Here is a 25,891-nt window from a genome sequence, read left to right on the forward strand (position 1 = left end):
TTAATCTTAAAATTAAAAAGAAAAATGACGGCAACCTGAGCAAATGGGATGTTAATCTTACTAGTCGAAGATGACCAATCGCAGTTAGAGCCACTGCGGGCAGCCTTATTAAAAGTTGGGCATACAGTCGATGCGATCGCTGATGGGGAAACAGCACAGTGGTTTGCCTTTCGCAAAGATTATGACTTGCTGATTCTAGATTGGATGTTGCCTAAAGTGAGCGGCGTAGAATTGTGTCAAGTATATCGACGGGCCGGTAAGCTGACTCCTGTATTGATACTCACAGCGAAAGATACGGTTTTAGATAAAGTAATGGGTTTAGATGCTGGAGCCGATGATTACTTAGTAAAGCCTGTGGATGTTCTAGAGTTCTTGGCACGAGTCCGGGCACTAGGACGGCGATCGCCTATGTGGCAAGGAGATATACTGAGTTTGGGTGATTTGCAACTTCATTTATCCAATTTGACGCTCGAACTTGGTTCCTTGACAACTCAACTTTCTAGCCGTGAGTTTCAATTGATGGAGTATTTGATGCGTCATCCCCGCCAGATTTTATCTCATAACCAGATTGAGCAAGCCCTTTGGAGTTGCGGAGAGGAACCAGAAAGTAATGCAGTTACTACCTTGGTTCGCCGCTTGCGCCAACGCCTACAGATCATTGGTATCAAAGATTGGATTGAAACTGTGCATCGTATGGGGTATCGAATCAATCCACCAAGTTTGTAATCGGGGGCAGGGGGCGGGGGGCAGGGAGCAGGGAGCAGGGAGCAGGGAGCAGGGGGAGAATAATAATTTCCGACTAATGACTAATGACTAATGACTAATGACTAATGACAATGACTAATGTTTGATCGTAGCCGTCGTAATCTCGCTCACTGGTTCGCCCTGTCGATGGGTGGAATTTTGTTTGCTTTTGCAGGGGTGGGCTATTGTCTGAGTGTAGAGGAACAATTGCGGGTTTTTGACGACGAACTCTTTTCACAAAGTAAAGCTTTTGCGGCCAAAACCCAATACTCACTTTATCAAAGTCGATGGCAAAATCAGCGCGGTCAGACTCCTGTAGAAAGCGGTGTATCGCTGAACGGCGGGCTAATGTACGCGCGATGGTACAACTCTGATAAACAACTTTTGCAATATATCGGTTCATCGGGTAACAACCAGTTGACAGCAGAACCAGGATTTCAAACGCTACAACTACCACCAGGTACTGAATATTTGATCACAACCTGGGTTCGCCAAGTCACAATTCCTATTGTTGAAGATAAACGGCTCATTGGCTACTTCCAAGCAGCAGTGCCGATGAACTCTCTACACGTTAACTTGAACCAAGCTCGCTTGTTTTTAACTTTCGGGGTTCCCGTGACCTTTGGTGTAATTGGTATTACAGGTTGGTTCTTGGGAGAATTGGCAATGCGACCAAGCCTGCGTGCTTATCAGCAATTGCAGCGATTTACAGCCGATGCTTCTCATGAACTACGTACACCTGTTGCTACAGTATTGAGCAATGCCCAAGTTGCCCTGATGCCCCCCGAAGATCCCCTTGAGCAAAGATTACGGTTGCAAAATATCGCTCAAACTGCTAAGTCCATGAGTACGCTAATCAACGATTTACTTTTTTTGTCGCGTCATGATGGTTCGCTTGCAGAAACTGTATTAAAATCAGTGGATTTGTGTGAGATATTGCGATCGCTTGCTCAGGAGTTCGCAGCCCTTGCCCCCGCCCAAAGTCTCACTTTCAATGCTCACCTTCCAGAGCATCCCATTATCTTAAAAGCCGATGCTAATCTGCTCAAACAAGCTGTAATTAATCTACTGACTAATGCCTTCAAGTACACACCAGCCAATGGTAAGGTACAGTTACATCTTTTTACCCAGTCTCACTGGGCGGTAATTCAGATTAAAGACAACGGGATTGGGATTCCATCCAGTGATTTGCCACACATATTTGATCGTTTTTATCGTGTAGATACTGTCCGATCTCGGAAAACAGGCGGCTTTGGACTCGGACTTGCGATCGCTCAACAAATTGTCCAAAGATATGGAGGGCAAATTACTGTAAATAGTATATTAGGTCAAGGTTCCACCTTTCAGATTAACCTTCCCCTCAAGCTGTCAATCTGAGGATGTATGTTGAGACTAACCGCTAATTACTGCGATCGCATCAATTTCTACCAACACATCTTTAGGTAAGCGCGATACCTGCACGCAAGCTCGTGCTGGGGCTGTATCTTCCGGGAAATATTTAGCATAAATGGCATTCACCGCCGCAAAATCATTCATATCAGCTAAAAATACAGTGGTTTTCACCACATCTTGAAAAGTCGCCCCGGCTGCTGTGAGAATGGCTTCAAGGTTAGCTAATACCTGCTCAGTTTGTTTTTTGACATCATCAGTGTAGACGACATCACCAAGGCGGGGATCGATGGCAATTTGTCCAGCGATGAATAGAAATTGACCTGAAGCTGCGATCGCTTGATTATAAGGGCCGACTGGTGCGGGTGCGTTATCAGTATTAATTACTTTACGAGTCATAGATATTACTTTCTCTAACGATGTTTCCTGTTTACCGATTTCTAGCTGAGAAGCGATCGGTTTGTAGACTTCTCCATCTGGCATTATCGCACCAGTTAGGTCAGCATCTTTAAAGGTTGCCCCATAGATATTTGCTCCAGTTAAATCTACCTTCTTCAGCTTTGCCTCTTTCAGATTCGCGTTGATCAAATCTACTTTTTGTAGTTCTGCTTTCTCTAAATTTGTCCCCTCAAGGCAGGCTTTTCTGAAATTTACACCTATGAGATTTGCTGCACCTAGATCAGCCTGAGTCAGATTCATACCTGACAAATCCTTTTGAGATAAATTAACACCCCGAATTTTAGCTCCCTGCAAATTAGCACCTTTGAGTATCACTTGGGCTAAGTTTGCTTGGCTCAAATCAGCTGCAAACAAGTTAGCTCTACTTAAATCAGCACTAGTAAGGTTAGCTCTAACGACTTTTGCTTCATTTAAGGATGCGTCAGTTAAGTTTGCAGAATTGAGTATCGCATCACTCAAGTTGGCGTTATCTAGATTGGCATTACTAAAGTTAGCGCTACTCAAGGTTGCTTTACTCAAGTTGGCATTATCTAAATTAGCGCTACTAAAGTTAGCGCTACTTAGTTTTGCTCCACTCAAGTCAGCACTACTTAGGTCTGCCCAACTCAAATTTAAACTAGAACTTTCGCCCAACTCACTCAAATTTGCACCTGTTAGAGAAGCTCTAGTGAAGTTTGCATTTTGAAGTAATGCTTTACTCAGATTTGCATCATTTAAATCTACACCCGTCAAATCTGCACCTTTTAGGTCTATTCCACTTAGATTTGCATATTTCAGGTCTACTCCTCTAAGATTCTCGTTGTGAAATTGCCTTTGTCCTTCGGCGTATTTCTCTAACAGTGTCTCAGCATCCATAATTCACCTTTAAATACCACTGACACAGTATAATCACAAAAACTTTGTGTCACAGGTATTCTTCTCTTTTCTTCCTTCGCGTCCTTTGCGCCTTCGCGGTTCGTCCCTCTTATACCATTTCAGAAAAAATCTGATACAGGTGCAACCCCTAAAAGCTTTGTTGCATCTAAGTTTCTTAATTGCGAATTGCGAATTGCGAATTGCGAATTGGTATTACCCCAACCTCGGACGTATCCCATAATGCCGATATCGCCAATAATCGCGCAAAATGCGATCGTGGTCAAAACATAAATTACCAGGCACACACCAATACTCAAAAATACCTACACTTTTGGCATCATCCCCAGCTTTTGGTTCTCCCGTAGCTGTTGCTAAAAACACAATGCTAATCGTATGCTGACGGGGATCGCGATTGGGATCAGAATATACCAGTAATTGTTCAACCAACTCCACCTGCAAACCAGTTTCTTCCTCAGCTTCCCGCCGCGCCGCCACTTCCACGGCTTCCCCATAATCTACAAACCCACCAGGAATAGCCCAACCTAAAGGTAGATTATGTCTTTCAATTAACACTATTGGCCGATGAGGTCGATCTACTAGTTCAATGATGATATCAACTGTTGGTGCAGGATTTCGGTAAGTCATATTTATGAGTCATTGGTCATTGGTCATTGGTCATTGGTCATAAGTCATTAGTTATTCACAAAGGACAAATGACAAAGGACAAATGACAATCAAAATGAGTTTACTTGATTTACCGTGCAAATACTGTTCCGTGATAAATTCGATGCGTTGGCTTTGCCACTGCCCCTTGGGCAATCGCGTAGCGTGTGCATCAGACAATTGCTCCCTCTTATAATTCAGGTTACTTATGCCTTTTCCTAGATCCAGTGGTATTTTGCTGCATCCTACTTCCTTTCCCAGTCGATTTGGCGTTGGAGATTTAGGCTTAGAAGCCTATCGCTTCATCGATTTTCTTAAAGATACCCATCAACAATATTGGCAAGTTTTACCTCTGGGCCCCACTGGATACGGTAATTCCCCGTATATGTGCTACTCGGCAATGGCGGGAAATCCTCTACTAATCAGCCCAGAAAAACTGCGCGATGAGGGTTTACTAACAGAAGAAGACTTTGCTAATTTACCTGGATTTCCGGTAGAAAAGGTAGACTTTGACCAGGTTGTGCCGATTAAAATTGGGCTGCTGAAAAAAGCCTGTGAAAACTTCAAAACCAATGCTACACACATCCAAAAAAATGAGTTTGCAGGTTTTTGTGATAGTAAAGGCTACTGGCTAAATAATTACGCTTTATTTATGGCGTTGAAAGATGCCCATGATGGTGCAAGCTGGCATACATGGGAGCCAGAATTTGTCAAGCGCAAACCCGAAGCATTAGCTGAAGTAGAAGATCGCCTCAACGAAGATATTTTCTATTACAAGTTTGTCCAATTTGAGTTTTTCCGGCAGTGGTCAGAGCTGAAAAACTACGCCAATATGCGCGGTATTGACATTATTGGCGATATCCCGATTTACGTATCTCACGATAGTGCTGACGTATGGGCGCATCCCGACATCTTTTGTTTAGATGAAGAGACTGGAGTTGCTGCTCAAATGGCAGGAGTCCCACCAGACTACTTTAGCGCCACCGGTCAATTGTGGGGCAACCCGGTTTATAACTGGGAAGAATTGCAAAAACAAGACTTTAAATGGTGGGTACAGCGCTTTGAAGCAATGCTGGATTATGTAGATATAATTCGCATTGACCACTTCCGGGGCTTCGAGGCATATTGGTCAGTATCCCAAGGCGAAGAAACTGCCATGAATGGGAAATGGGTGGAAGCGCCTGGAGACGCTTTTTTTGAAGCGATTAGACAAAAATTAGGTAAGCTACCTGTTTTGGCGGAAGATTTGGGAGTAATTACGCCACAAGTTGAAGCGCTGCGAGATAAGTATGAATTTCCGGGGATGAAGGTTTTACAGTTTGCCTTTGGTTCTGATCCCGGTAATCCATTCTTACCATTCAATTACCCGCGAAATGCTGTAGTTTATACTGGCACTCACGATAATGATACAACTGTAGGCTGGTTTAATTCAGCCAGCGACTACGAAAAGCAAAATCTGTCGCTTTATTTAGGTTGTATTAGTCCTGAAGGCATTCACTGGGATTTAATTCGATTAGCTTTGAGTTCCATCGCTAATCAAGCGATTATTCCCTTACAAGATGTTTTGGGATTAGGGAACGAAGCACGCATGAATTTTCCTAGTATTGCTGAGGGTAACTGGGAGTGGCGCTATCAAGCAGGAGCGTTAAGAGAAGAATTAGGCGATCGCTTGAAAGTTCTTACCAGACTTAATGGACGCGCCCCACAAGCCCAGTAAGGATTAGGGGAGAGGGGAGCAGGGGGCAGGGAGCAGGGGGCAGGGAGCAGGGAGCAGGGGAGGAACTACCGATTATATTGAGCCAATTCCCAATTCCCAATTCCCAATTCCCATATTTCAAAACTTAGGCTTGGCAGCAATCCTAACTTCTTCTGCTTTCCCTGGCTCTCCCATTTCCTTGGCTTTCTCTTGATTGACGCTCATCAATACACCGCCTGCATTATCAGTTTTCACTGTCAGTTGCTCTTGAGCTTTCCAAATCCGGTGAGTTCCTTCTGGAAGAATACCTTCAAACTCGGTTTTGCCATCGGCTACTACGCGAATCCAGGATGACGCTTTCAAAGTAACACCAATCTGTACAACTTTTCCCTCTTGGATGCCGCTAAGGGTATGGTTGACAGGTTGAACTTTTAGCGAATTTTTTGGTTGGATTGGTTCTGGTTTAACAATAGACTTTTGCTTTGGGTATAGTTGGTTTTGGCTATTACTTGCTTGTAGTACCGCGTTATTTAATAACTGAGATAAGCCATTTACAGAGCATACAATTAGCAATATGTAAAGAAAGTAAAGATGAATCGGACGTAGTTGATTAATGGGTGAAGTATTCCCCATTCCTTGGGGGTTCACTTGTGCAGAACTAATCGGAAAAGTGCCAGAAAATTCTATTCCATTCAAGCCTAGTGCATCAGCAAATTGCCTAATTAAACCCTGAATATAAACTGGTTCTGGCAGATCGTTTAAATTACCTTCTTCGATCGCCTGCAATAATCGTTGAGGAATTCTGGTTAATACAACCACTTGCTCTAGAGATAGACCCTGTTCTTGACGCAACGCCCAAAGTTGAGCGCCCAATTCTGCCAACTTTTCGGTTCGTTGTTGCTCTAATGAAAGTGATGGCTGGTGATTATTCTTTTTTCTTAGCCATTTCATGCCTACTGACACTCCTTAACTCCACTGAATCAATAATTAGGTTGCGTTATCTGATCTTGCAAAAAGCGAATTTCACGAGCATTGAGGGAACGATATTTACCCTCTGACAATAAGGGTTGTTTTGGAGTTTGTAATTGAATTGGGCCGATAGCAGTTCGATGCAGCTTAATTACTGGATATCCTAACTGTTGAGCTATCCGGCGAATTTGGCGATTTCTTCCCTCCTGCAAGACAATTTCTAAAAAGCTTTGATCGGCACGATGTTCCATTAAACGTACCTTCGCGGCTCTGGTTTTCCTCCCCTCCAACACCACACCCTCGCGCCACATTTGCAGTACCGATTCTGGTGGATGTCCTTTGACCAAAACATGATATGTCTTGGAAATGCTGTGGCGGGGATGGGTTAGTCCAAATGTCAGATTTCCGTCATTTGTCAGGATTAATGCTCCTGTAGAATCTGCATCTAAACGCCCAACTGGGTGAATCCCTGAACCCTCCCGTAATTCTTTCGGTAGTAGATCCAGGACTGTTGTTCTTCCGTGAGGATCGTCGCAAGTCGAAACCACTCCTGCTGGTTTGTGCAGCAATAGATATATTAAAGCCGGACGCTGCTTTTCAGATACAGTTTTACCATCAATTGCGATCGCATCTTTTTGGGGATCAACTTTTTGACCTAAATGTGCCAATACTCCATTAATTTGCACCCGTGAGTGCTTAATCATTTCTTCAGCTTCACGACGTGAGGCGATACCCCATTGAGCGAGAATTTTTTGTACCCTTTCCTCCATTTCGACTTGTTGATTTACTGTTAACAATTAAATGATATTTGCATTTTGTAGCGAGTAGGCATAAATGTTACATTTAAGACTTGTTTAATTTCTGTCCGGTTGTTGAACAAATACCCATAAACAGATTGTTTAGATGCCAGAGCAAAATTCCCAAACAACAAATGCCAATAAAATCCGCATAATTACGCAGGTACTTACAAAGGCCCTTAAGCTCTGGTTAAGAGCGCAAGTGAGCCAAATATCAGAATTAGAAGTGGAGATTAAAACAAGCGATCGCCAACTTCTCTCTGGACGTATCCCCTTGGTATCTATTTTTGCTACTCATGCAGTTTATCAAGGTCTCCTAATTACACAACTTCAATTAACGGCAGAAAATATTCAGATAAATATTGGTTCTGTACTTAGGGGTAAGCCGCTAAAATTGCTAGAAACAGTACCTGTGGTTGGCGAGTTGATCGTAGATGAGAAGGATCTGAATGCTTCTCTCTCATCTGACTTATTATCAACTGCTTTGAGCGATTTGCTGGTTAAAGTTTTACCAACACATTTCTCAAAGTCACAACAAATTAATTGGCAAGAAATTATTCTTGATAACAACCAAATTATACTGCGAGGTACGAAACTAACCAATAGTGAAATATCACCTCTAGAGATTTGTCTCAGCTTACAGCTACTCAGTGGGCATGAGTTACAAGTATCAGATATAAAAATCAAACCCGAACAAAGAGATATATTAGAAGGCGATCGCCAGTACAATCTGGATCTTGGCTCAGATGTCGATATCCAAGAACTAACGTTGATCCCAGGTAAGCTGGTGTGTCAGGGGCGGATTAACGTTAATCCTTGATGATTAGAAATTAAAAAATGCTAATAATTTTAAATCATATAACGGCTCTCAGCTGATCAGAGGTTATTTGAAAAGTTTAAGGTGAATAGAATTTGCTACTACACAAACGAAGTCCACCTCTGTGGACTAAGAGAAAATCAATGATTTTAACCCACGGAGGTGGGTTTTGACTGTGTAGCCGCGACTTCTAGTCGCCTGAGTAATAAATTAGACTTTTCAAACACCCTCTGAGAGAGCAGGCGGACAATCCTGCGCTTCGTTGCGATCGCGCCTTGGAATTCTATTCCAAGGCGGGATGTATTACTGAAAACCGTTAGAGTAGCGGCAACAGTAGTGTTACAAAATAATAAACCAAAGGTGCTGTGAAAATATAACTATCAGTACGGTCTAAAATACCACCATGACCAGGGATTAATTGTCCAGAATCTTTAACCCCAGCATCCCGCTTCAGCATAGACTCGGTAAGATCCCCCAAAAGACTCGCAATGCCAATGAGCAAACCCAATGCTAAACCAGTGAAGAGGGATCTGGGTAAGTGGAGAAAATAGGCCCCTGCTATAGCTACAGCAACACTTGAAGTAATGCCAAATACAGCACCTTCTACAGTTTTTTTCGGGCTAATGTCAGACAGACGGGTTTTCCCAAAGAATTTGCCAATGGTGTAAGCGCCAATATCGGCTGCCCAGATACACAAAAAAGTCAGTATTGTTGCTGTAAAACCTTGCGGTAAGGAAGCAGAATTTGCTTTTTCCCAGAAATCTGTCCAGGTTGTAGGCCAGTAACCTCCTAAAGGAAGATTGCTAAAAACGGCACTATCAATTGCTCGTAATCGCACCCAGTAACTTGGCAAATAACCTACGTAAAACAGCCCCATTATAGAAGCGGAAACATCAGCGATCGTGGCAAATTTTGGCTGAAATAACAGGTAAAAACAAATAAATGTGCCAGCCAAGGGCATCACAGCGTCAGCTAAACTGCCATCAATGGTACAAATCACTAGCAAAACTAGGCTGACAACCATAGTGGTTTTAGCGGCGGGAGCGATGCCTCTGGATCGCACCAAATTAAAATATTCCTGTTGACCCAAAAAGATGACGATCGCAAACATGATGGTAAAATACCAACCACCCAAAAGGGTAACAGAGAGAGCAAGAGCGATCGCAACAATTCCACTAACAATCCGAGACCAAGGCATAGAAGTATTTTGGATTTAGTCTAGTTTCTCACCACTGAGGATAAAAATGGGGTCAACGGCGGTAAAGGTTTGAGAAAAGCCGCGCGTCTCTAAGCGGTTAACCGCAGACTGCACTACTTCGATATTTCTAGCCCTTAACAGAGAAAAACTTTGAGAAATAGCATACAGACTTTCTAGATTAGCAGCTGTGGCTACAACCCGACCGGATGGTGGCAAATAATGCCATGCTGCTTGCAAAATTTCCTGGATGGGTCTTCCTCCCTCAATACAAACGCGGTGAGGAGCAACTTTCAGGTCATGTAAACACTCTGGGGCGCTACCTTCAATTACTTCGACGTTTTTCACCTCAAAGCGATCGCAGTTACGCTTGATCAGATTAGCTACTTCTTCATCCCTTTCTATAGCGATAATCTGACCCTTTGGACACAATAACCCCACCTCTACGGGAATTGTACCTGTCCCTGCCCCAATATCCCACAACACAGAATCTGATTTTAGTCGCAGTTGGGCAATTAACAATAATCGAACTTCTCGCTGGCTCAAGGGAATTCCTGGTAAATGCTCGAACAATTCATCTGGAATACCAGGGGTAATATAAGGCCAAAGTTGGGAGGGCATAGAATTACACAATTATACTAAAAATATAGATTTGCCAAAATTAAAAGTCATAAGCTATTAAAACTTTTCAAACGTAGCATTATAAGAAACCATAATGATTGGCGAAATATTAAGCGATCGCTATGAAGTTCAGCAGCTATTAGGAAAAAAAGCAGGGCGGCGGACACTTGTAGCTCGTGATTTGAATACTCAGGAATTAGTCGTTATCAAGTTACTCTCTTTTGGCAGTGATTTTGAATGGGATTCACTCAAGCTGTTTGAGCGAGAAGCTGAAACTCTAAAATCTTTGTCCCATCCCTCAATACCTCAATATTTAGACTATTTTGAGGTAAATTCACCGACTATCAAAGGATTTGCCCTAGTACAAACTTATATAAGAGCAAAAACTTTAGAGCAATACTGCGAATCTGGGCGGACTTTTACCGAAGCAGAAATCAAACAGATAGCCAAAGCCCTTTTAGAAATTCTCATTTATTTACATGGGTTATATCCGCCTGTTATCCACCGTGATCTTAAGCCTAGCAATATTTTATTGGGAGAGCGTTCAGGTAACAGTGTTGGTCAAGTTTACCTAATTGATTTTGGTTCGGTGCAAACTGTCCTCGCTACTGAAGGTGGAACTAGGACTGTGGTGGGAAGCTATGGCTATATGCCGCAGGAGCAATTTGGCGGACGCACGGTTCCGGCTTCTGATCTTTATAGCTTAGGTGCAACTTTAATTTATTTAGTAACGGGTACTCATCCAGCCGATTTACCCCAAAAGGATTTTCGGATTCAGTTTGAACAAGTGGCTGATGTCAGTCCTAGATTGACTCGCTGGTTGAAGTCAATGACTGAACCCAGTTTAGAACGACGTTTCAATTCTGCTCCTGGTGCGATCGCAGCTCTAGAGAAACCACAAACGACATTATCTGCTTTGGTTATGAGCAAACCAGACGGGAGTAAGATTCAATTAACTAAAAATGAGGATTCTTTAAAAATTATCGTTCCACCATCTGGTTTCCATCCATCAATAGTACTCACAGGTGTATTTGCGATCGCTTGGAATTCATTTATCCTGGTTTGGACAATTGGCGCTCTTTCGGCCCCTTTTCCTGTCAACATCCCCTTTGCTTTGTTTTCACTTCCCTTTTGGGGTGCTGGCTTTCTGATGGTGTATAAATTTATCTTTAGTTTGTTTGGACGCATCTGCTTACGCCTGAATCCCAAAGAAATTGCCCTAACCTGGGAGTTGTTTGCTTGGAAATTTTATCGTCCCCGTGCATCAGCAAGGCAAAGTGTTACTAAGTTGGTTTACATTCCCAAACATTTTACTAAAGATTCTGAAGGCGCTAGGATTGCCGTTCCAGCACAATTGGATATTTGGGTAGGAGTAAAAAAATATCAACTTGGTGGTGTTATTCAATCTGAAGCAGAACTGGAATGGTTAGCTCATGAATTAAGCGATTGGTTAGGTTTGCCAATTACCAATCCAATGGGAAGTTAGTTCTGACTTTTCACGTCATGTGGAAAAGTCCACGTAAAATCTAACTTCCAAACCAAGAATTCAAAGTCTCTCTCCTCGCAGGAGAGAGATTTAGAGAGAGGTTTTCCAGATACCGTGAAAAGTTAGAAGTTAGTTAAGTTAGCGATCGCTTTGTTGATGTCTCGACCAAACTCAATATAGAACACAAGTACTACTACAAATCTAGATACTTGGCACATTGCCCTATTCATCCAGCAAATTGCTCAAAAAAATAGCTAACAGTTGGAAAACTTATGCTTTTATGGATAATACTGTCTTTATACGTACAAATGTACTAAAAAAGTTTAGATGAGACTTAATTGTAACCCTTACTACGAAACAAAATTTGGTGCTGCTTATTTAGGAAACAGCCTAGATTTAATGACACTTATTCCCGACGAAAGTATCGACCTAATTTGCACTTCTCCACCATTTGCACTGGTTCGTAAAAAAGAATACGGAAATGTTGATGCTGATGAATATGTTGAATGGTTTAAAGATTATGCGGCACACTTTTACCGTATTCTTAAACCAACAGGCTCACTGGTGATTGATATAGGTGGCAGTTGGATTAAGGGAATGCCAGTTCGTTCTCTTTATCATTTTGAACTGGTTGTTTCTTTGTGCAAAGCAAAAGAAAAAGGTGGACTTGGATTTTATCTGGCACAAGAATTGTATTGGTATAATCCAGCAAAACTGCCCACCCCTGCTGAATGGGTAACAGTTCGCAGGGAAAGAGTTAAAGATTCGGTAAATACAATTTGGTGGCTATCAAAAGAACCGCATCCTAAAGCTAATAATAGAAGAGTTTTAAAACCTTATAGTGATGCAATGAAAAACCTTCTGAAGAATGGATATAAAGCCAAAGTTAGGCCATCAGGTCATGATATTTCGGATAAATTTGGTAAGGACAGAGGAGGAGCTATCCCCCCGAATATTATTGATGGACGTTGTAGTACGGACAAAGAAGAAATAGGACAACAAATTCTTATACAAGAAACTTTATTTGAAGATTTAGTCCAACCCGTAAATGTGATTTCTGCCTCGAATACTGCTTCTAACGATTATTACCAAAGGCGTTGCAAACAAGAAGGTTTTAAGCCACACCCGGCAAGATTTCCTCAAGCTTTACCAGAATTTGTTATCAACCTTTGTACAGAACCTGGCGATATTGTATTAGAACCCTTTGCTGGTTCTAATATGACAGGTCGAGTTGCAGAAACTTTACAGAGGCGCTGGTTAGCTTTTGATATTGATGAAAACTACCTCAGAAGCTCAAAACTGAGATTTGAAACAAATGCTCCTTTAGTTGTTGAACCTCCAGCAGATTTACCACCTATAACACCAGAAAATGTTGATCAAAACAAGTCAGTACAGTTAGGACTGTTTTAAAGAAATCGCTACAACTAATCAGATGTTTTAAGGAAAGTCCACAATGGAGTCTAATAAATTAAAAAGGTTTACTAGTACCATGAAAAGGTGGTTATCCTTGGCAGGTGTTTTTGAATGGGAATATGAAATAAATGATAACAGTCGATATATTTATTTAGCGATACCAGTATTGCTGTATATAAAAAGGAGTCAGAAGACAGAATTCAGAATTCAGAAAACTCTACCCACAAGGGGATACAGTTTTGATTACAAAAAATATTTATTTTATTTTCGCCCACCAGGGGCGAAGTTTTAACCAATATCCATCACCCACTCGTACAGAATTCATGCTGAATTCTGACTCCTGAGTTCTGAATTCTTCTCATAAAAATGCGGTATGATATTTATTTTATTTATGTCCTATTAGAAAAATAGGGCCGAGCGCTTATCAGTGGCGAAATCATCAGATTTGAGCCATCAATGTCTATATTTAATTACAGAAGCCTTAGAGGAAATTTATATGTTTGGACTAGGATTACCAGAAATGGGTGTAATTGTGATAGTGGCTATTCTAATTTTTGGCCCTAAAAAAATTCCCGAACTGGGCACTGCACTAGGCAAAACCCTACGAGGTTTTAAGGAGGAGATGAAAACTCCCAGTGATGAAACAAATCCAGAACAAGAAAAATAATAGTCAAGAGTCAAGGGTCAAAAAGTTTCTAAATACAGAATTATAGACTCTTGACTTTTCACTACAAAAGTGTATTGACTACAGAAGAGGGTGCGATTCCATTTTGAGAATCAGCGATCGCTGTAGTATTTTGTTGATGCGTCTCTTCCTTGGCTAAACCACGCAGCTTAATTAACTTAATCGCCCTAGTCACGCTTTCCGGTAAAATAACCACCAGGCTGTTATCAGGAGCCATATCTAAGCCTTTATTAATCGCTTGGGTTTCATCCAAAATTGATTCATAGCGGCTATCAGGTTTCGCCTGGGTAATGCCTTGAATAATCAACTGGGCGGCTGAACCCCGTAAACGTCCCCGTGTGTCATCATCTTCTTTGATGATGATGTAATCAAAAATCTGTGCTGCTAACTTGCCTAGAGTAACAAAATCTTCGTCGCGGCGATCGCCAGGGCCACCAATTACACCAATCCGTTGTCCTGTAGTCCAGTTCCGCACAAAGGAACCTACAGCTTCGTAACTGGCTGCGTTGTGAGCATAATCTACTAAAGCGTGGTAGTTGCCTAAATTAAATAAATTCATTCGTCCCGGCGTTTGACTAACCGAAGCCCGGAAGGTCTTCAAACCAGCACGAATCTGCTCAATTGTGACGTTTTGCACGAATGCTGCCAAACTTGCAGCTAAAGCGTTGGCAATCATAAACGGCGCACGTCCGCCCATTGTTAAAGGTATATTTTCCGCTCTTTCTATCCGGTGTGTCCAATCACCTTTAACAATTGACAAATAGCCACTTTCGTAAACTGCGGCTACTCCACCCTTTTGGATATGTTTTCGCACCAATTCCGAGTCGGGGTTCATGGTGAAGTAAGCAATATTAGCCTTGGTTTTTTCTGACATGGCGGCGACACGATGATCGTCGGCGTTCAGCACCGCGTAGCCATCAGGGAATACGGCTTCGGCTACTACACTCTTGAGGTTAGCTAACTGATCAATGGTATCGATATCGCCTATTCCTAAATGGTCGGCGGCTACATTTAATACCACTCCCACATTTGCGGCTTCAAAGCCCAATCCAGAGCGGAGAATACCACCGCGAGCCGTTTCTAGTACTGCTACTTCCACAGTAGGATCTTGGAGAATGACATGGGCGCTTTGGGGGCCTGTGTTGTCGCCAGCTTCCACTAAGTACTCACCGATATATGTTCCATCAGTAGTGGTATATCCGACTACCTTCCCAGTCTGCTTATAAATATGTGCTAGTAGTCGGGTAGTAGTGGTTTTGCCATTAGTACCAGTAATGCTGAGGATCGGAATTTGGCTAGATTGCTCGTTGGGAAAAAGCATATCCATTACTGCGCCAGCAACGTTGCGGGGAATACCCACGCTTGGAGCAACGTGCATTCGGAAGCCGGGAGCGGCGTTAACTTCAACAATCACGCCATCCACCTCCCGCAGAGGACGGCTAATATCCGTGGTGACAATATCGAGTCCGGCGATATCCAAACCGATAATCTTAACTACTCGTTGTGCCAACCAGAGATTTTCTGGGTGAATTTCATCAGTACGGTCGACGGCGCTACCACCTGTACTCAAGTTGGCTGTTGCTCTGAGATAACAAATAGTACCCTTGGGTGGAACGCTATTTAGGGTATAGCCTTGCCTTTCTAATAGTTGATAGCTGGTGCGGTCTAGTTCAATTTTGGTCAGGACGTTATCATGTCCTTCACCGCGATTTGGATCGAGGTTTGTTTCCTCAATCAATTCGGAGATGGTCGATCTACCATTGCCAATGACGTGAGCCGGCACACGTTCAGCTACTGCGACTACTTTGCCATTTACAACTAGTACCCTGTGGTCGCGTCCAACGTAATATCTTTCGACGATAATTGACCGGGAAACCTGTCTTGCAGCTTCGTAGCCAGCTTCCGCTTCTTCCCAAGTTCTGATATCAATGGTGATCCCGCGTCCATGATTGCCATCAAGTGGCTTGAGGACGATGGGATAACCGCCAACGTATTCAATAGCTTGTTCTAAATCGTCTAAGAAGTTGATTACTGTGCCTCTGGGTACTGGCGCACCAGCAGCAGCCAGGATGCGTTTAGTGGCTTCTTTGTCGCAAGCTAGTTCTACGCCCAGAATGCTGGTATTGTCAGTCATTGTGGCTTGCATCCGCTTCTGATTCACGCCGTAGCCTAGCTGAATCAAAAAGCGGGCTTCCAGAGACATCCAGGGAATACCTCTTTTTTCTGCTTCTTTGATGATTGCTTCAGTAGAAGGGCCTAAAGAAGCCTCACGGGTGAAGTCTTTCAGGTCTTGGATATCTTGCTCTAGTTCTGCCTTGGGATAACGGCCTCGATCAACGATACTCTGGCACAGCCGTACTGCGGCTCGTCCGGCGTAGCGTCCCGCTTCCTCATTCTGGTATTCAATTACTACTTGATAAATTCCGGGTGTGGCAGTCTCGCGGGTGCGACCAAAGCCAACATGCATACCAGCTAATTCCTGGAGTTCTAGGGCTACGTGTTCTACGATATGGCCGATCATCGTGCCTTCTTTGACTCGCATCAGAAAACCACCGCGACAGCCAGGGGAACAATAATGACCCTCTAGGCTCGGCAGTGCCTCAACTAGTCCTTCATAAAAGCCTGGGATTTCATTCGAGGGCGTCTCGGCAAGGGTTTCTAAATCGAGGCGCATGACGATCAGCTTGTGGCGTCGAATGCTCCAATAGTTTGGGCCGCGTAAGGTCTGGATCTTGAGGATTCTCATGGGAATAGGTAGATGGAGATTCGGAACCAAAATTCTAGTTTCTTACTGAAATTGACCGCTAAACTGTTCATTGCAAACAGTTTTTTCTTTTTACATAGTATTCTCATCATTTTTCTACAACAAGAAATAAATGTGCGGTCAACCTCTAACAGGATTTTAGATTTATGATTTTGGATTAAAAGAGACAATTAAGGTACTTGGCTCGGTAATTTTTAGATTTACGATAGTGTAGCGTCAACGAGTCATCGAGGGGTTTTTAGATTTGTTTTGCCCAGTTTCTAGCGGCATCTGCTGAAAAGCTCTTTTTTTCTAAAAACCGTCTTGAAAAGTTTGCTACACAGGCGAACCAACGCTACTTGCTACAACACGGGGAACCCGCGCAACGCAGTAGCTCCTCCTTCCAACTTTTCGCAACAAAATCCAAAATCTAAAATTTGTGGTCAACGTCAGTGTAACCTCAGATACTCTATCCCGTCAGCTGGAGATTCGGTGTACGGCAGGCAATACAGTGCGCTGGTACAGGTGAAAGCGATCGCCGTAGCTGAGGATATGGAGACGTAAATTATGTACCGTTAATGGTTCATTAGCACCAACGTGGGGTTCGTTGGTGTGGGTGGCTTCAGTGGGATCGACAATGGTGACACTGCCTTTACCCATAACTTGTAACCAACCATCACGTTCAAATACTGCACAAGTATCTTCGTCAATGCCAATACCTAAGCGATCGGGGTGAGCTGCGATCGCACTAATCAGTCGCCCCATGCGATTCCGGTTATGAAAGTGTTGGTCAACGATGACTTCAGGAATAAATCCCAAACCTGTTGCCATATCCACTAGGGAACGATTTGGTGACTCTCCACTCCCGCCGCCAGCAATCATGTGATGCCCCATCACTGCCGCTCCTGCACTCGTGCCTGCTAACGTCAGTTGCCCTGCCCTCACCCTCTGCCGAATAATTTCCATTGCTGGCGTATCTGCCAATACGCCACAGAGACGCAGCTGATCCCCTCCTGTCAAAAATACTCCGCTACAGGCTTCTAAGGATGCTTTGATTTGAGAGGCTTCACACTGTTCGCGTTCGCGGATGTCTAAAATCTCTACCTTTTGGGCACCCATTTCTTCAAAAATGCGAATGTACCGGCCACCGATAATGGCAGGCTCACGAGAGGCAGATGGAATAATTGTAATATAAGCCTTACTAGCACCAGCACGTCCAAAAAAAGTTCGTAGGATTTCGCGCCCATGAACTTTGTCTTCTGCGCCTCCGATAACCAGAACGGCGGTTTTAGTTGCTTGGGGTGTCCTCATTTCTAGCGATTTAGCTTGTAATTGCGGCATTTTGTTTCTCCTGTCAACAACTTCAGGTGAATTTAACAAGGTGTTAGAAGCCTGGTGAATTTTGCGCTTTGCAACTTTTGAGAGGACACTTTTTGGAAGTTTTGGAACTGGGCAGCCACTCTCCAAATTTTCGCTTAACGCTCACGTTGCCTCAGTTTAAACGTCTTTGTTCCCATTCCTCAAAGCCAGGGCCTTGTTTTTCACCTGTCCACTTGCAGCAGGGCAAAATAGTCTTTTTGGGGCTAAATTCCCCTTCTGGGGCTGGGGACGAGCAATTAAGACTACGCTTTTTCTGAGGCTGGATCGATACATCCTGGAAGTTGTTAACTTGATATGATTATTAATTTAAATGTACTTGTGACAACATTTAAACATAAATTAAGTAATTAGAAAAACTTTCGATCCCATCTAAAATCCAAGAGGTCTGGTAGTTTTAGATACTATTGATAAAGTTTAACTGGAGTTTGACTCGAACTTGGCTTGACGATGTTTGCTAGACATCCAAATTTAAGATTAGTGTCCTCGAATACGAATAACTGTGCGCTTTGATATAGTTACACTTTTTCCTGACTGTTTTCACTCTGTTCTCAATTCGGGATTACTGGGTAAAGCCTTAGCCAAACAGATTGCCGAAGTGCATCTGGTTAATCCACGGGACTTTACCACCGACAAGCACCGGAAGGTCGATGATGAACCTTACGGCGGCGGCGTTGGGATGCTAATGAAGCCAGAGCCAATTTTTAATGCTGTGGAGTCGCTGCCGATTCTGCCCCGAAGAGAAATAATTTTGATGAGTCCACAGGGGCAAACAATTAATCAACCTCTTTTGAAAGAATTGGTGACAAATTATGACCAGTTAGTAGTTATTTGCGGACATTACGAAGGAGTGGATGAGAGAGTACTGGATTTGGTAACTCGGGAAGTGTCTTTAGGCGATTTTATTTTGACTGGCGGGGAAATTCCAGCAATGGCTTTGATTAATGGTGTAGTGCGACTAATCCCAGGAACCGTTGCTAAAACTGAGTCTCTCACAGCAGAAAGTTTTGAGGAGGGGTTATTAGACTATCCCCAATATACTCGTCCCGCCAATTTTCGCGGCTTAAAAGTGCCTGATGTCTTGCTCAGTGGCAATCATGCAGCGATCGCCAAGTGGCGTTACGAACAACAAATTCAAAAAACCCGCGATCGCCGCCCCGATATTTTGGAGAAATGGGAGCAGGGGAAGCAGGGGGAGCAGGGGGAGCAGGGAGCAAGGGAGCGGGAAAAGAATAATAATTTCTGACAAATAGACAAATGACTAAAATTCGTATTGGTAACGGCTACGATATCCACCGACTGGTGAGCGATCGCGCTTTGATTTTAGGTGGAATTAAAATTCCCCATGAACTGGGTTTATTAGGACATAGTGACGCTGATGTGTTAACGCACGCAATTATGGATGCCATGCTTGGGGCATTATCTTTGGGCGACATTGGCCATTATTTTCCGCCTAGCGATCCCAAATGGGCGGGAGCAGATAGTTTAGTACTATTAACTCAAGTACATCAACTGATTCGGGTTCGAGGCTGGCAGATCGGAAATATTGACTCGGTGGTAGTAGCAGAACGCCCAAAATTAAAGCCGCATATTCACAACATGCGCGACAAACTGGCGGCGGTTTTAGAATTAGAATCCAATCAAATTGGCATCAAAGCTACCACCAATGAAAAATTAGGCCCCGTTGGACGCGAAGAAGGTATATGTGCTTATGCTGTCGTCTTGTTAGTTGCTTCAGAGTAACTTTTTTTAGCCTCTGATAAAGATATTCAAGACTAATTAGGATGGAAATAAATGATTGATAGCGTTAAACAAAGCTTAACTTGGTGGGGAATTAGAACCATGCAAGCTACAAACTTAGAAGATGTAGACTTTCCTGATATTGTCGCCCTCGATAAAGAGGGGCAAATTATTCTCATAGCTGAAGTTAAAGGTTTCCCCTTAAAATTTCAAGAAACAAAAGTCCAAAATTATGCTAATTTACGGCTAATCGATTACCTGCAAGCTGCAAAGATAACGATTCCATTTGCCATGCTTGTTGATGTAGATAAAATTCAAATTTTAAAATGGGATGGCAATAATTTATCAGAGCCAATTGTCTGCTTTAATACTGCTGATGTGTTGAGTCATTACGAGCCAAAATTCCGGGACAAAAGGATATTTAGTCTTTATCTTAAAGGTCTTACAGAAGCTTGGCTACGTGACTTGGCATATCATTGGAAATCGGCAACACCACCTTTCACAAATGAAATGGCAAAAACTGGTTTATTGCAATTAATAGAAGATGGAACAACTGAAATTTATTAATGTTGTGTAGTGATCATTTACGTTGAAACTAATTTCTTGATGAGTATTGCTAAAGGGCAAGATTCACAAGCACAAGAATTACTGCAAAATCCACCATCATCTCTACGTATAGTAGTGCCAAGTATTTGTTTTGTAGAATCGTTGACAACATTAGAACAAGAAGAAAAATATAATCTAGATTTCCTCCGAAATTTAGATATACAAATTAATCAAGCAGAGCGAGATAATTCAAGCAATGCACGATTACTGCTGTCTCACCTGGAACAATCAAGAACTAGCTTTCTTCAAAGAAGTAACGAAGTGAAAGAACGTTTTGATGTAGCTTTTAATCGGCTTATCAATACATCAGAAATAATTACATTAAGTAAAGATATTTTTCGATTAACCTTAAATAGAGCAATTTTTGAGAAGCACATTACATTATAGATAGAGTAATCTTGGAGTGTATAATTTTTCATGCTGGCTTACATCCTAATGAAAATAAAGTATTTTTAAGTAGTAATTCTAAAGAATTTGGCAGACGTGAAGTTATAGATATTTTACGAGATAGAGAAATCCAGTATTTCAATAAAACCCAAAACTTCCTTGGTTGGCTACAATCTCAATCAAATTAATTACACTACTCGCGTATTGAAAGTATGAAATCTTTTAGAAAAATATTTCTGGCAATTAAATATTTTTGGTTGCCCATAATTCTGACTTCAGCAACAGCACTTACACTTACCGCCTGCAACTCTGCTAACTTCAAAAGCACAGCTACTCAAGTACCGCAATTGGTAAGTGCCATTCTCAGTGACCCCAAAACTTTTAATTATCCTCTCAGTCAAGAGTCTCCGAATGTTTTTCCTCTAATTTATGAAGGATTAACTACTGAAAACCCTATAAGTACCAAAATCGAGCCTTCTTTAGCAGAATCTTGGGAAGTTTCTGATGACAAATTGCGATTTGTTTTTACCCTACGCCAGGGATTGAAATGGTCTGATGGAAAGCCTTTAACAGCAGATGATGTAATATTTACTTACAATGATATTTATCTTAACGAAGCGATTCCCGCAGATGCTAGAGATGTGCTGAGGATTGGTGAAAGTCGGGCATTGCCAAAGGTACGAAAAATCGATGCTCGACGGATTGAATTCACTACTCCAGAACCATTTGCGCCTTTCTTGGGAACTCTAGGGCTGCCAATTTTGCCTGCCCATGCCCTAGACAAATTTGTAAAAACAAAAGATCAAGACGGTAAGCCAATATTTCTGTCAAAGTGGGGCGTTAATACTCCTCCAGATCAAATTATCGTCAACGGCCCTTACAAGCTAGAGCGCTACAACACCAGCCAACGTGTAGTTTTTAGGCGCAACCCCTACTATTGGCGCAAAGGGCCAAAAGGTGAATCCCAGCCTTATATTGAACGGGTTATCTGGCAAATTGTGGAATCAACAGATACATCCTTGCTGCAATTTCGTTCTGGCGGGTTAGATACTGTGGGTGTCTCACCAGATTACTTTTCTTTACTAAAGGTGCAAGAAGATCAGGGAAATTTCCAAATTTTTAATGGTGGGCCAGCTACTGGCACGACGTTTATTTTGTTCAATTTGAATAAAGGTAAAAGGGATGGAAAACCGCTAGTTGATCCTGTAAAGTCGCGTTGGTTTAATACTGTAGAATTTCGGCAGGCAGTAGCTTATGCCATTGACCGACAAACAATGATTAACAACACTTTTCGCGGTTTGGGGAAACCACAAAATTCACCCATTTCCGTGCAAAGCCCTTATTATTTGCCGCCTGAAGAAGGTCTAAAAGTTTACGACTACAATATACAAAAGGCGAAGGAACTGCTACTAAAAGCAGGATTTAAATATAACAACAATCAACTAATAGATGCTCAGGGAAACCGTGTTCGCTTCTCATTGCTCACTAATGCCGGTAATAAAATCCGCGAGGCAATTGGGTCACAAATTAAACAAGACCTAAGTAAAATTGGGATTCAAGTTGATTTCACTCCTCTAGCATGGAATACTTACACAGATAAGCTTTCAAATTCATTAGATTGGGAAGTTTCTATGTTGGGTTTGACTGGTGGTTTAGAACCAAATGATGGGGCTAATGTCTGGTCAACCGTAGGCGGGTTACACATGTTTAATCAGAAACCCCAAGCAGGGCAAAAACCGATTCAAGGTTGGGAGGTGGCTCCTTGGGAAGCGGAAATTGCTAAATTATATATTCAAGGGGCAAGAGAATTAGACCCAGCAAAACGGAAAGAAATTTATGCAAAAACTCAGCGAATTACCCAAGAAAATCTACCATTTATTTATCTAGTTAACCCCCTAGCAATGTCAGCAGTGCGTAATCGCTTTGAAGGTATCCAATACTCTGCACTGGGTGGTGCATTCTGGAACATTCATGAAATAAAGATAACGGATTAGTTATTAGTCATTGGTCATTGGTCATTGGTCATTGAAGCATGGGGCATTAGTTATTCACAAATGACAAATAACAAAGGACAAATAAAAAATGACCGATGAAAAAACCTTGCGATCGCTCCTCGTTGCGGTTGCCAATGGTAAAGTTACGCCAGAGACGGCATTAGACTCACTCAAAGATTTAACTTATGAATCCGTGGGTGAGTTTGCCAAAATTGATCATCATCGCCAGCTCAGAACTGGTTTCCCAGAGGTGATTTGGGGCCCTGGTAAGACTCCCGACCAAATTGCTCAAATTATGGAGGTGATGCGCCTCCGTAACCCGGTGGTGATGGCAACTCGCATTGAACCAGCAGTTTATACTGTACTGCAAGCAAAAGTTAGCGGTTTGCGATATTACGAATCAGCGCGAATTTGTGCGATCGCTCCCCATACCATCGAACCACAATTTGCAGGTGAGATTGGCATTCTTTCTGCTGGTACTGCCGATTTAGCCGTTGCTGAAGAAGCGGCTGTCACTGCTGAACTTTCTGGTTTTCGGGTACAGCGCCTCTGGGATGTTGGTGTTGCTGGGATTCACCGCTTATTAAGTAACCGCCATCTGATTGAATCAGCATCAGTGTTGATTGTCGTGGCCGGGATGGAAGGCGCTTTACCCAGCGTTGTCGCTGGTTTAGCGAGTTGTCCGGTGATTGCCGTACCCACCAGCATCGGTTATGGCGCAAGTTTTGGCGGTCTAGCACCTTTATTGACAATGCTTAACTCTTGTGCTGCGGGAGTAGGCGTAGTAAATATCGATAATGGTTTTGGTGCAGCAGTGTTGGCGGGGCAAATTTTGCGAACTGCCGAGAAATTGCGGTTGGCATCGGCTGGATCTTGAGTTAAGACTTTAAAGTTATAGCCAATATTTCAGTAGATTATCAGTGATTTATTTGAAAAATAAACTGATACTGAGATTTGCCACCCCAACCTCTTAATTACCAAATATGAACCATTACAGCGATTTGATATCTCAGTTATATTGGCAGTTGCCTGTAAATTTGACAGCACTAGTAGCGCAAACAATTACCGATCCAGACCTTATGGGTCAGATGCAAAAATCTTGGAATCACTTTATACAGACAGGTCAAGTGTGGGCATTGTTGATTGGTTTAGTCATTGGCTATATGATTCGGAATCTAACTAGCTACGGCTAAAGTAATTTTAGATTTTGGATTTTAGATTTTAGATTAATCCAAAATCTAAAATTTAAAATCCAAAATTGATGCCCACCCTCTTGAGATTTATGACCAAAGAACAAACTTGGAGCCAGAGGTTTGAATCAGCGTTGCATCCAGCGATCGCTCTTTTTAATGCCAGTATAGGTTTTGATATTGAATTAATAGAATACGATCTGACTGGTTCTCAAGCTCATGCCAAAATGCTAGCTCACACGGGCATTATCTCCTCAGAAGAAGGTGAGCAACTGGTTACAGGTTTAGAAGAAATTCGCCAAGAGTACCGCCAAGGTACATTTCAGCCTGGTGTCGATGCTGAAGACGTACATTTTGCAGTTGAAAAACGACTAACAGAAATTGTCGGCGATGTAGGTAAAAAACTGCATACGGCGCGATCGCGTAATGACCAAGTTGGCACAGATACTAGACTCTATCTCCGCGACCAAATTCAACAAATTAAAGGGGAATTGCGAGAATTCCAAGGTGTTTTACTCGATATAGCTGAAAAGAACGTTGAAACCCTGATTCCTGGCTATACCCATTTACAACGCGCTCAACCACTGAGTTTAGCTCACCATCTCTTGGCATACTTTCAAATGGCGCAACGCGACTGGGAACGCTTAGGAGATGTTTCTCGCCGCGTGAATATCTCACCTTTAGGATGTGGTGCTTTAGCGGGAACTACTTTCCCTATTGATCGCCACTACACAGCTAAATTATTAGATTTTGACGATATTTATGCTAACAGCCTCGATGGAGTGAGCGATCGCGATTTTGCGATCGAATTCTTGTGTGCTGCTAGCTTGATTATGGTTCACCTCAGCCGCCTTGCAGAAGAAGTCATTCTTTGGTCATCAGAAGAATTTCGTTTCGTCACCCTCAAAGATAGCTGTGCTACAGGTTCTAGTATCATGCCCCAAAAGAAAAACCCCGATGTACCAGAACTCGTGCGCGGGAAAACGGGGCGTGTATTTGGTCATCTCCAGGCAATGCTGGTGATCATGAAGGGGCTACCTTTGGCATATAACAAAGACTTGCAAGAAGATAAAGAAGGTCTATTTGATAGCGTTAACACAGTCAAAGCTTCTCTAGAAGCAATGACGATTTTGCTCAGGGAAGGTTTAGAATTTCGTACACAGCGTTTAGCAGAAGCCGTAACCGAAGATTTTTCTAACGCTACCGATGTAGCAGATTATCTGGCAGCACGGGGCGTTCCTTTCCGAGAAGCTTACAACCTTGTGGGTAAGGTGGTAAAAACTAGTATTGCCGCAGGTAAACTCTTGAAAGATCTGGAATTGTCAGAGTGGCAACAACTACATCCGGCATTTGCAGAAGATATTTATGAGGCAATTTCCCCCCGTCAAGTAGTGGCAGCCCGCAACAGTCACGGCGGTACAGGCTTTGTACAGGTCAGTAAAGCACTCATAGCCGCCCGCGTTCAAATGGATCAGTAGGGAATTGGGAATTGGGAATTGGGGAAAGACTTGTTTCAAGTTCTCACCCCTTATCCCCTTGTCCCCTGTCCCTTGTCCCAAATAAATAAGGGCGCACATTTGTGCGCCCTAAAAGATAAATAATCTAAATAAAAAGGATTTAAGCAGTCAGCTTAGTCAGTGTCAGCTGCTGTTGCTGCTCCTTCTTCTTCTTCACTCTTCGGTGGTCTTTGTTGGAACCTTCTCTGCATTCTTCCTGTCGTAGTTCGTTTACGAAACTTTCTGGCATACGCCTGGTTCCGTAGCGCCTTTTCTTTTTTCGGGTTACGGCGCTTGGCCATGTTCACCTCATTAAATAAACAACAAAAGAGTAGCAACTAGGCATCACGTAGGCAATATTAGCTACCAATGTTATTGATATACTTGTAGCCTAGTGCAGCAATCAATACGCTTTGAACAGTGTACTAGTCTACCGCACTTTACCTTGTTGTGTCAATCAAATTTTAGAATTATCGCCAACAGCTAAAGGAAAAATGCCTTTTCTTAGATTCATATCATGTCCGGTTAAATAATTGTCATTGCGTACCGCCCTTGGCGTTCCCGCAGGG

At 42.7% G+C, this 25,891-nt stretch carries 24 protein-coding genes; 15 read left to right on the top strand and 9 right to left on the bottom strand.

The genetic code is table 11. The features are described 5' to 3' along the window. The first annotated feature begins 48 nt into the window (after positions 1–48). Both VB732_RS10370 and VB732_RS10375 read left to right on the top strand, forming a co-directional pair. Positions 49–726, top strand: a complete 678-nt coding sequence (locus VB732_RS10370; RefSeq protein ID WP_323230748.1) for a response regulator transcription factor — start codon at positions 49–51, stop codon at positions 724–726. Positions 727–843: 117 nt separating this feature from the next. Next, positions 844–2,121: a sensor histidine kinase gene (locus tag VB732_RS10375; protein ID WP_323230749.1), complete on the top strand. Its 1,278-nt coding sequence runs from the start codon at positions 844–846 to the stop codon at positions 2,119–2,121. 15 nt (positions 2,122–2,136) lie between these two features. On the opposite strand, the gene VB732_RS10380 is transcribed toward VB732_RS10375, so the two are convergent. After that, positions 2,137–3,447 carry a Rid family detoxifying hydrolase gene (locus VB732_RS10380; protein ID WP_323230750.1) on the bottom strand — a complete coding sequence of 437 codons (1,311 nt, stop codon included), beginning with the start codon at positions 3,445–3,447 and terminating at the stop codon, positions 2,137–2,139. A 213-nt stretch (positions 3,448–3,660) separates the two neighbouring features. After that, complete coding sequence (locus VB732_RS10385; RefSeq protein ID WP_323230751.1) at positions 3,661–4,092, bottom strand: NUDIX hydrolase; 432 nt, start codon at positions 4,090–4,092, stop codon at positions 3,661–3,663. A gap of 226 nt (positions 4,093–4,318) precedes the next feature. On the opposite strand from VB732_RS10385, the gene malQ reads away from it, so the two are divergent. Then, positions 4,319–5,827, top strand: coding sequence for a 4-alpha-glucanotransferase (gene malQ / locus VB732_RS10390; RefSeq protein WP_323230752.1), 1,509 nt, complete (start codon positions 4,319–4,321; stop codon positions 5,825–5,827). Positions 5,828–5,944: 117 nt separating this feature from the next. On the opposite strand, the gene VB732_RS10395 is transcribed toward malQ, so the two are convergent. Together VB732_RS10395 and VB732_RS10400 are read right to left on the bottom strand one after the other, a co-directional pair. Then, a complete protein-coding gene (locus tag VB732_RS10395) occupies positions 5,945–6,757 on the bottom strand; it encodes a RodZ family helix-turn-helix domain-containing protein (protein WP_323230753.1) in 813 nt (270 codons plus the stop codon). A 29-nt stretch (positions 6,758–6,786) separates the two neighbouring features. Continuing rightward, positions 6,787–7,545: a pseudouridine synthase gene (locus tag VB732_RS10400; RefSeq protein WP_323230825.1), complete on the bottom strand. Its 759-nt coding sequence runs from the start codon at positions 7,543–7,545 to the stop codon at positions 6,787–6,789. Positions 7,546–7,678: 133 nt separating this feature from the next. Between VB732_RS10400 and VB732_RS10405 the strand changes: the two genes are divergently transcribed. Further along, positions 7,679–8,392, top strand: a complete 714-nt coding sequence (locus VB732_RS10405; RefSeq protein ID WP_323230754.1) for a DUF2993 domain-containing protein — start codon at positions 7,679–7,681, stop codon at positions 8,390–8,392. Between the two features lie 313 nt (positions 8,393–8,705). Here the strand turns inward: VB732_RS10405 and VB732_RS10410 are convergent, their stop codons facing one another. Beyond that, positions 8,706–9,587: a phosphatidate cytidylyltransferase gene (locus VB732_RS10410; protein WP_323230755.1), complete on the bottom strand. Its 882-nt coding sequence runs from the start codon at positions 9,585–9,587 to the stop codon at positions 8,706–8,708. Positions 9,588–9,602: 15 nt separating this feature from the next. Beyond that, the gene (cbiT, locus tag VB732_RS10415; RefSeq protein ID WP_322643776.1) at positions 9,603–10,205 is read right to left on the bottom strand and encodes a precorrin-6Y C5,15-methyltransferase subunit CbiT; all 603 of its coding nucleotides are present in this window, start codon (positions 10,203–10,205) and stop codon (positions 9,603–9,605) included. A 94-nt stretch (positions 10,206–10,299) separates the two neighbouring features. On the opposite strand from cbiT, the gene VB732_RS10420 reads away from it, so the two are divergent. The 3 genes from VB732_RS10420 (at position 10,300) to tatA (ending at position 13,771) form a co-directional block, all read left to right on the top strand. Further along, complete coding sequence (locus tag VB732_RS10420) at positions 10,300–11,691, top strand: serine/threonine-protein kinase (RefSeq protein ID WP_323230756.1); 1,392 nt, start codon at positions 10,300–10,302, stop codon at positions 11,689–11,691. A 327-nt stretch (positions 11,692–12,018) separates the two neighbouring features. Next, positions 12,019–13,101: a site-specific DNA-methyltransferase gene (locus VB732_RS10425; protein WP_323230757.1), complete on the top strand. Its 1,083-nt coding sequence runs from the start codon at positions 12,019–12,021 to the stop codon at positions 13,099–13,101. Positions 13,102–13,600: 499 nt separating this feature from the next. Continuing rightward, positions 13,601–13,771 carry a twin-arginine translocase TatA/TatE family subunit gene (gene tatA, locus VB732_RS10430; RefSeq protein ID WP_323230826.1) on the top strand — a complete coding sequence of 57 codons (171 nt, stop codon included), beginning with the start codon at positions 13,601–13,603 and terminating at the stop codon, positions 13,769–13,771. A gap of 61 nt (positions 13,772–13,832) precedes the next feature. On the opposite strand, the gene cphA is transcribed toward tatA, so the two are convergent. Continuing rightward, positions 13,833–16,535: a cyanophycin synthetase gene (gene cphA / locus VB732_RS10435; protein WP_323230758.1), complete on the bottom strand. Its 2,703-nt coding sequence runs from the start codon at positions 16,533–16,535 to the stop codon at positions 13,833–13,835. A 474-nt stretch (positions 16,536–17,009) separates the two neighbouring features. Continuing rightward, positions 17,010–17,873 carry a cyanophycinase gene (locus VB732_RS10440; protein WP_012412065.1) on the bottom strand — a complete coding sequence of 288 codons (864 nt, stop codon included), beginning with the start codon at positions 17,871–17,873 and terminating at the stop codon, positions 17,010–17,012. A 538-nt stretch (positions 17,874–18,411) separates the two neighbouring features. On the opposite strand from VB732_RS10440, the gene trmD reads away from it, so the two are divergent. The 8 genes from trmD to argH all read left to right on the top strand — a co-directional run bounded on the left by trmD (position 18,412) and on the right by argH (position 25,304). Then, positions 18,412–19,155: a tRNA (guanosine(37)-N1)-methyltransferase TrmD gene (gene trmD, locus VB732_RS10445; protein ID WP_323230759.1), complete on the top strand. Its 744-nt coding sequence runs from the start codon at positions 18,412–18,414 to the stop codon at positions 19,153–19,155. A gap of 11 nt (positions 19,156–19,166) precedes the next feature. Continuing rightward, entirely contained in the window at positions 19,167–19,652 is a 486-nt protein-coding gene (gene ispF / locus VB732_RS10450) for a 2-C-methyl-D-erythritol 2,4-cyclodiphosphate synthase (RefSeq protein WP_323230760.1), read from the top strand. 51 nt (positions 19,653–19,703) lie between these two features. Next, positions 19,704–20,216 carry a hypothetical protein gene (locus VB732_RS10455; RefSeq protein ID WP_323230761.1) on the top strand — a complete coding sequence of 171 codons (513 nt, stop codon included), beginning with the start codon at positions 19,704–19,706 and terminating at the stop codon, positions 20,214–20,216. A 9-nt stretch (positions 20,217–20,225) separates the two neighbouring features. Beyond that, positions 20,226–20,642, top strand: coding sequence for a PIN domain-containing protein (locus tag VB732_RS10460; protein ID WP_323230762.1), 417 nt, complete (start codon positions 20,226–20,228; stop codon positions 20,640–20,642). A 212-nt stretch (positions 20,643–20,854) separates the two neighbouring features. Beyond that, on the top strand, positions 20,855–22,636 hold the full coding sequence (locus VB732_RS10465; protein ID WP_323230763.1) for an ABC transporter substrate-binding protein: 1,782 nt from the start codon (positions 20,855–20,857) through the stop codon (positions 22,634–22,636). An 88-nt stretch (positions 22,637–22,724) separates the two neighbouring features. Next, a complete protein-coding gene (gene larB, locus VB732_RS10470; RefSeq protein WP_323230764.1) occupies positions 22,725–23,513 on the top strand; it encodes a nickel pincer cofactor biosynthesis protein LarB in 789 nt (262 codons plus the stop codon). Between the two features lie 106 nt (positions 23,514–23,619). Further along, positions 23,620–23,829, top strand: coding sequence for a hypothetical protein (locus VB732_RS10475; RefSeq protein ID WP_323230765.1), 210 nt, complete (start codon positions 23,620–23,622; stop codon positions 23,827–23,829). An 89-nt stretch (positions 23,830–23,918) separates the two neighbouring features. After that, positions 23,919–25,304, top strand: coding sequence for an argininosuccinate lyase (argH, locus tag VB732_RS10480; RefSeq protein ID WP_323230766.1), 1,386 nt, complete (start codon positions 23,919–23,921; stop codon positions 25,302–25,304). Between the two features lie 152 nt (positions 25,305–25,456). Here the strand turns inward: argH and VB732_RS10485 are convergent, their stop codons facing one another. Then, positions 25,457–25,624, bottom strand: a complete 168-nt coding sequence (locus tag VB732_RS10485; RefSeq protein WP_012412073.1) for a hypothetical protein — start codon at positions 25,622–25,624, stop codon at positions 25,457–25,459. Positions 25,625–25,891 lie beyond the last annotated feature (267 nt).

This window comes from Nostoc sp. UHCC 0252 (genome assembly GCF_034931145.1).
GTDB lineage: Bacteria > Cyanobacteriota > Cyanobacteriia > Cyanobacteriales > Nostocaceae > Nostoc.